The following is a 5,117-nucleotide window of genomic DNA, read 5'->3' as shown; positions in this document are numbered from 1 at the left end:
CCGCTCAGTCCGACATATGGAACGCGTTGATCATGAGATTGCTGGACGTATACAGCACCTGGTCCAGCAACTTGGAGGTGCGCGTCTTGAGATAGTCGGCCATCTCCTGATTGGCCCGTTCCAAGTCGGCGCTGACCACGCTGCGTTTCTCGCTGCGCGCCACATTGCTCACCGACGCGTCGGCCAAAGCGGCGTCCACCGTGGCATCCGTGGTTGCCACCAACTTGTGGCCGAAGCTCAGCACGTCTTCTCGATACTGTTCAAGATCGTTGCTGTTGGCCCGATAATGCGGATCCGCGATCGCTGCGATGATGCGATTCGTCCAATAGAACGAGTCGGTGGAAACCTCGGCGGTGGTGTTGCTGAGATACGCTGGGGTGTTCGTCACGTTGGCGTAAAACGGCGCGAGCGAGGTAAAGGGATTCGAACCGTACGAAATCCACATCACCGAACGGTTCTCCTCATGCTCATAAGGTCGGATCTGCAGCGCCACCAGCTGACCATTGCGGTTGATGCCAATCGGGCGATACCGTCTGCGGGTCTCCTCCGTGCCGCGCGTGCCGTACGGATCGTAATCGGTGCCCTCGTAATGCGAGCTCATCAGAAAGTCGATGTCCTCGATGGTGACCTTGTTCTCCGGCCTGCGGCACCACGGAATGTCGTCGGAAATGGGCGTGTAGGCCGCAGACGGCGAATCCCAATCCTCACTGGGGTTAAGATACCGTTGCATGTACCAGGCGCGCGGCGTGTTGTACACATGGTCCTTGTCGGTGCGGGTGCCGAAGAGCGCGCGCGGATTGAGATGACGGGTATCGGGATCCATCGACACGTCCAAGTGGTTGGCATCGATGAACTCACGCAGGTCGGCGCTGCACATATACTCCCGCTGTTCGCCCAGCGCGTCCTCAAGATCGAACTGGTCCAGGCCAAGCTGGTTCGGAATGGCGGCGTAGCAGTCGTCGGGCACACGACGGGCGATCCAATGATGGCCGCCGATCGTCTCGACGTACCAGATGTCATCCACGTCGCTGATTGCAATGCCATTGGCCTCATAGGTGCCGTAGCGTTCCAGCAGTGCGCCAAGTCGCTCGACGCCTTCGCGCGCGGTGTGCACATACGGCAGCACCAAGGTGATGAGATCTTCCTCGCCGATGCCGCCGGGGACCTCCGCCTGATAATCCTCGTCACCAGGCTCGCCGACGGCCGGTATCAGCTTCACCATCGGATCAGCGGCCAGCACACGCTCGTTGACCGCAATGGTTTCGGTGGCGCTCATCGCCACATTGCGCACCGACGCGCCCGCCTCGGCCAGAATGCCGCGCCCGGGCAGGGCGTTCGGGACAATCGAGTACAAGCACGGGTCGTCAGGCAGATCCTTGGCCGCATGACTGATCTCGGACACATAATGACGAGGCTGGTCCTCGGGACGAACCGCCACAAACCGCTTGGGGTCGAACTTACCATGCCCGGAATCATCATTACGGGCGACAATGGTCGAACCGTCATAGCTGGCGGCCTTACCAATCAGAATCGTGGTACATGACATGATTCCCCACTCTAGGAGCACGGTATGGACGATGCCCCGGCCGTGAAACAACGTCGGACGGCGAACCGCTCCGGAGGGAAGGCTCGAAGGAATGCCGCCGGGCCTCGCTACGGGCCTCGCGTTACGATAGGCGCATGAATGAGATCAGCAACCAGACCAACGACGGCCTGAGCACAGGCTCCGCAGGCCGAGCACCGTCCGGCGGCCCGCGGGCCTACGCGGTATGGGGCATGGGGCTGCTTGGCTATATCTTCGCGGTGACCTGCCGCTCGTCATTGTCGGCCACGGGAATCGTCGCCGCCGAACATTTCGGCACTACCAGCACCGCCTTGTCGGGATTCCTCTATCTGCAGCTCTTCGTCTACGCGCTCATGCAGGTGCCGGCCGGCGTGCTCCTCGACCGTTTCGGCGCACGCGCCCTCATCGCCTCCGGCGGCGTCTTCATGGCGGTCGGCCAGACCTTCATGGCGCTCGCGCCCGTCACCGCGCTGGCCGTGGTGGGGCGCGGCATTGTCGGGCTCGGCGACGCGCTTGTGTTCATCTCGGTGGTTCGGCTGGTTTCCGCCTGGTTCCCCATGCGGCAGGCCCCGCTGCTGACGCAGATGACCTCGATGCTCGGCGGCATCGGCCAGATCATCTCCATCTACCCCTTCGTCTGGCTGATGCGCTGGACGAGCTGGCAGGTCGCCTTCCTGTCCATCGCGGGAGTTGGACTGCTGATGGCGGCGGCCGTGCTCGCCACTGTTCGCGACGACCCGCGTCAGACCGGCCACCGTCACGAACGCCCGGCCGGAGGTTTGAAGACGGCGCTGCACGGCCTCAGGACGTCGCTGAAATCCCCCGGCACCATCTGCGGCTTCTGGGTGCACTCCGCCACATGGTTCTCCATCAATATGATGAATCAGCTATGGGGCATCCCCTTTCTGCTGGCCGTCGAGGGATGGGGCCAATCCACTGCCAGCGCGTATCTGGTGACCGGCATGGTCATCAATGCGGCCTGGGCGCTGATTATGGGCAGACTCGCCGGCTTGCATCCGGTGCATGGCCGCGCCGCGGTGGTGTACGTCTCGATCGGATCGCAGATAGTGCTGTGGACAATTCTGCTGCTCACGCCCGGCCCGCACCCCATCTGGTTCATGGCTTTGCTCCTGCTGGCGATGTCAAGCGGCGGCCCGGCGTCGAATATCGCCATGGACTACGTGCGGGACACCAATGACACCGCCAATCTCGGCTCGGCCACCGGATTCGCCAACACGGGCGGTTTCGTCTCGTCGGCGATCGTGTTCCTCGGTGTCGGGCTCCTGCTCGACGCGCAGGGCGCCACGGCCCCCAGCCTGTACACCGATCATGCCATGCGTGTGGCGGTGTTGATCCAATACCCGATTTGGGCTGCGGGGCTCATCGGCATGACCGTCATGCTGCCGAAAACCCTGCGGGTGATGGCTCGATGCCGCGCCGACGTCGCCGCCAAGCTGTCAGGCGCGCACGCGCATCGCAGCTGAGACACAAGCCGCATGGCAACCGTCAGCCGTGAACACGTCGCCCCGACGGCGTGGCGTAGCCGTAATTCATCATCTCGCTGTTATACGCCACCACGCCGGCGCCATTCGCCGGCACCACGATCACGCCACCGTCGCCCCGATGCGCGGCGATATCATCCAGCACCGCCTGTGAGGCCGCGGAAGCGGTCTGTCCGGCGAAACGCATGCGATCCGCCAGCTGATGGGCGGCCACCGTGCGGACGAACGCCTCGCCCACCCCGGTGCCGGACACCGCGGCCACGCCATCGGCGGCGTAGTTGCCGCAGCCGGGCAGCGGCGTGTCCCCCACGCGTCCGGGCATCTGATTGGTGATGCCGCCCGTGGAGGTTGCCGCGGCAAGATGACCGCCGGCGTCTCGGGCCACGGCGCCGATGGTTCCGTGCTTCTCCCAGACGTCGCCTTCCCGCTGCGCACGCTCCAATGATGCGCGCCGATCCTCGGTGACGAAGGCCTCGGGACATTCGACGCCGATATGCCACTGTCGAAGCAAATCCTCTCCGGGCAGCGCGAACATCACGTGTTTGGTGCGTTCCTTGACCGCGCGCGCCACGTCAATCGGATGGCTGGCGGTCGTCAGCCCGGCGGCCGACCCGACTTCGCCGTCGCCAGTCATCAGGCAGGCATCCATCGACACCTTGCCCTCGCTGGTGAGGGCGGCGCCATGCCCGGCGTTGAACTCCACCGCGTCCTCCATCACATGGATGGCCGCCACCACGGCGTCCTCCGCGGATCCGCCGCGATCCAGCACCGCATAGCCGGCGTCAAGCGCACGGGCGAGATCGTTTTCGACACGGGCCGTGCGTTCCGGGCTCGCATCGGCTCGGCGGCCGCCCGCCCCCGCGTGAATCACCAGCATGACGCCGTTCCCGGATTCGCTCTGCGGAGTCGTTTCCACTGTCGTCATAGTTGATCGCACCTTCTTTGTTCCCTAAAAAAAACGGAAAAACCAGTTAGCCTAATTTGGCGAGCTGCTTCATCAGTGAATCCACATGGCCGGTGGCGCGCACATTGTAGCGGGCCAGCAGCAGCATGCCGTTCTCGTCGATCACGAAGGTCGAGCGGATGGTTCCCAGCACCTCCCTGCCGTACAGTTTCCTGACGCCATAGGCGCCATACGCCTGGTGTACGGTCAGATCCGCGTCGCTCAGCAACGGGAACGTCAGTCCGTCCCGTTCGCGGAACCGGGCGAGTTTGTCCGGGGCATCCTTCGAAACGCCAAGCACGGCATAGTTCAATGCGGTCAGACGATTGAGGTTGTCTCGAAAATCACATGCCTCTTTCGTGCACCCCGGCGTCATGGCCGCGGGGAAGAAATACAGGATGACGCGACGTCCCCGCAGACCGGCGAGGCTGACGATATCGCCACGATCGCTTGACAGGCTGAAATCCGGAGCCTGCTGACCGGCTTCCAGCCGCATCAGTCCTGCAGCTCGTATCCGTCGGAGTCCCGATGCCACGAATTGCCCGGATGACTGGCGAGAATCATAATGCCCTCGACCAGTCCCCAGATACCCGAAATCATTGGGCCGACGACCACAATCCAGCCGACCAGCGTCAGCAGCAGCTGCACGACGGCCTTGCCGGTGTTGCCGAGATAAAAGTTATGGACGCCCAGTCCCCCAAGGAAAATGCCCAGCAGACCAGCCGCTATCTTCGACTTGGAGCTCATCGCCATCGGCTGCCGGTACGGGGAATATCCCGGCTGCTGGGCGTAGGCCGGCCCCTGCTGGGCAGAGCCCTGTTGGGAGCCGTAGTAGCCATTCGGCGTCCCCTGGTCGCCGACCGGCGGACCATACTGCGGCTGCGGCTGGCCATACGGTTGCTGGGGCTGGCCGTACGGAAACTGACCATACTGAGGCTGGCCATACTGCGGCTGCGACGACGTACCCGCTTGCCCATTCTGCCCGAAGCCGGGCTGCTGATCATAACTCATACCGCTTCTCCCCTGATGCTCTGCGATGCGCTTCCATCATCGCACATGCCTGCGCCAAGGCTTGTCAACGCCCACAGGTCCAGACACACCGCATAGG

General features: G+C 63.5%; 5 protein-coding genes. 1 reads left to right on the top strand and 4 read right to left on the bottom strand.

Annotation, left to right across the window (positions count from 1 at the left end):
• Positions 1-4: 4 nt before the first annotated feature.
• Positions 5-1,546 carry a C69 family dipeptidase gene (locus tag B2994_RS03685; RefSeq protein ID WP_291527034.1) on the bottom strand — a complete coding sequence of 514 codons (1,542 nt, stop codon included), beginning with the start codon at positions 1,544-1,546 and terminating at the stop codon, positions 5-7.
• A gap of 134 nt (positions 1,547-1,680) precedes the next feature.
• Here B2994_RS03685 and B2994_RS03680 point away from each other — a divergent pair, with 134 nt between their 5' ends.
• On the top strand, positions 1,681-3,048 hold the full coding sequence (locus B2994_RS03680) for an MFS transporter (RefSeq protein ID WP_291527033.1): 1,368 nt from the start codon (positions 1,681-1,683) through the stop codon (positions 3,046-3,048).
• 22 nt (positions 3,049-3,070) lie between these two features.
• Here the strand turns inward: B2994_RS03680 and B2994_RS03675 are convergent, their stop codons facing one another.
• From B2994_RS03675 to B2994_RS03665, 3 genes are read right to left on the bottom strand one after another with little or no spacing between them, the layout of a single operon-like run.
• The gene (locus B2994_RS03675) at positions 3,071-3,991 is read right to left on the bottom strand and encodes an isoaspartyl peptidase/L-asparaginase family protein (protein ID WP_291527032.1); all 921 of its coding nucleotides are present in this window, start codon (positions 3,989-3,991) and stop codon (positions 3,071-3,073) included.
• 46 nt (positions 3,992-4,037) lie between these two features.
• A complete protein-coding gene (gene bcp, locus B2994_RS03670; protein ID WP_291527031.1) occupies positions 4,038-4,505 on the bottom strand; it encodes a thioredoxin-dependent thiol peroxidase in 468 nt (155 codons plus the stop codon).
• A complete protein-coding gene (locus B2994_RS03665; protein WP_414630635.1) occupies positions 4,505-5,020 on the bottom strand; it encodes a TM2 domain-containing protein in 516 nt (171 codons plus the stop codon). The genes bcp and B2994_RS03665 overlap by 1 nt, the downstream gene beginning before the upstream one ends.
• Between the last annotated feature and the right edge of the window lie 97 nt (positions 5,021-5,117).

The sequence above is a fragment of the Bifidobacterium sp. UBA744 genome (genome assembly GCA_002298605.1).
Taxonomy (GTDB): Bacteria; Actinomycetota; Actinomycetes; order Actinomycetales; family Bifidobacteriaceae; genus Bifidobacterium.
This window is presented reverse-complemented; position numbering and strand designations above follow the sequence as displayed.

Coding starts and splice junctions, on each gene's coding strand:
- B2994_RS03675 (WP_291527032.1), bottom strand. CDS start 3,991: ATGACGACAGTGGAAACGACTCCGCAGAGCGAATCCGGGAACGGCGTC.
- B2994_RS03680 (WP_291527033.1), top strand. CDS start 1,681: ATGAATGAGATCAGCAACCAGACCAACGACGGCCTGAGCACAGGCTCC.
- bcp (WP_291527031.1), bottom strand. CDS start 4,505: ATGCGGCTGGAAGCCGGTCAGCAGGCTCCGGATTTCAGCCTGTCAAGC.
- B2994_RS03665 (WP_414630635.1), bottom strand. CDS start 5,020: ATGAGTTATGATCAGCAGCCCGGCTTCGGGCAGAATGGGCAAGCGGGT.
- B2994_RS03685 (WP_291527034.1), bottom strand. CDS start 1,546: ATGTCATGTACCACGATTCTGATTGGTAAGGCCGCCAGCTATGACGGT.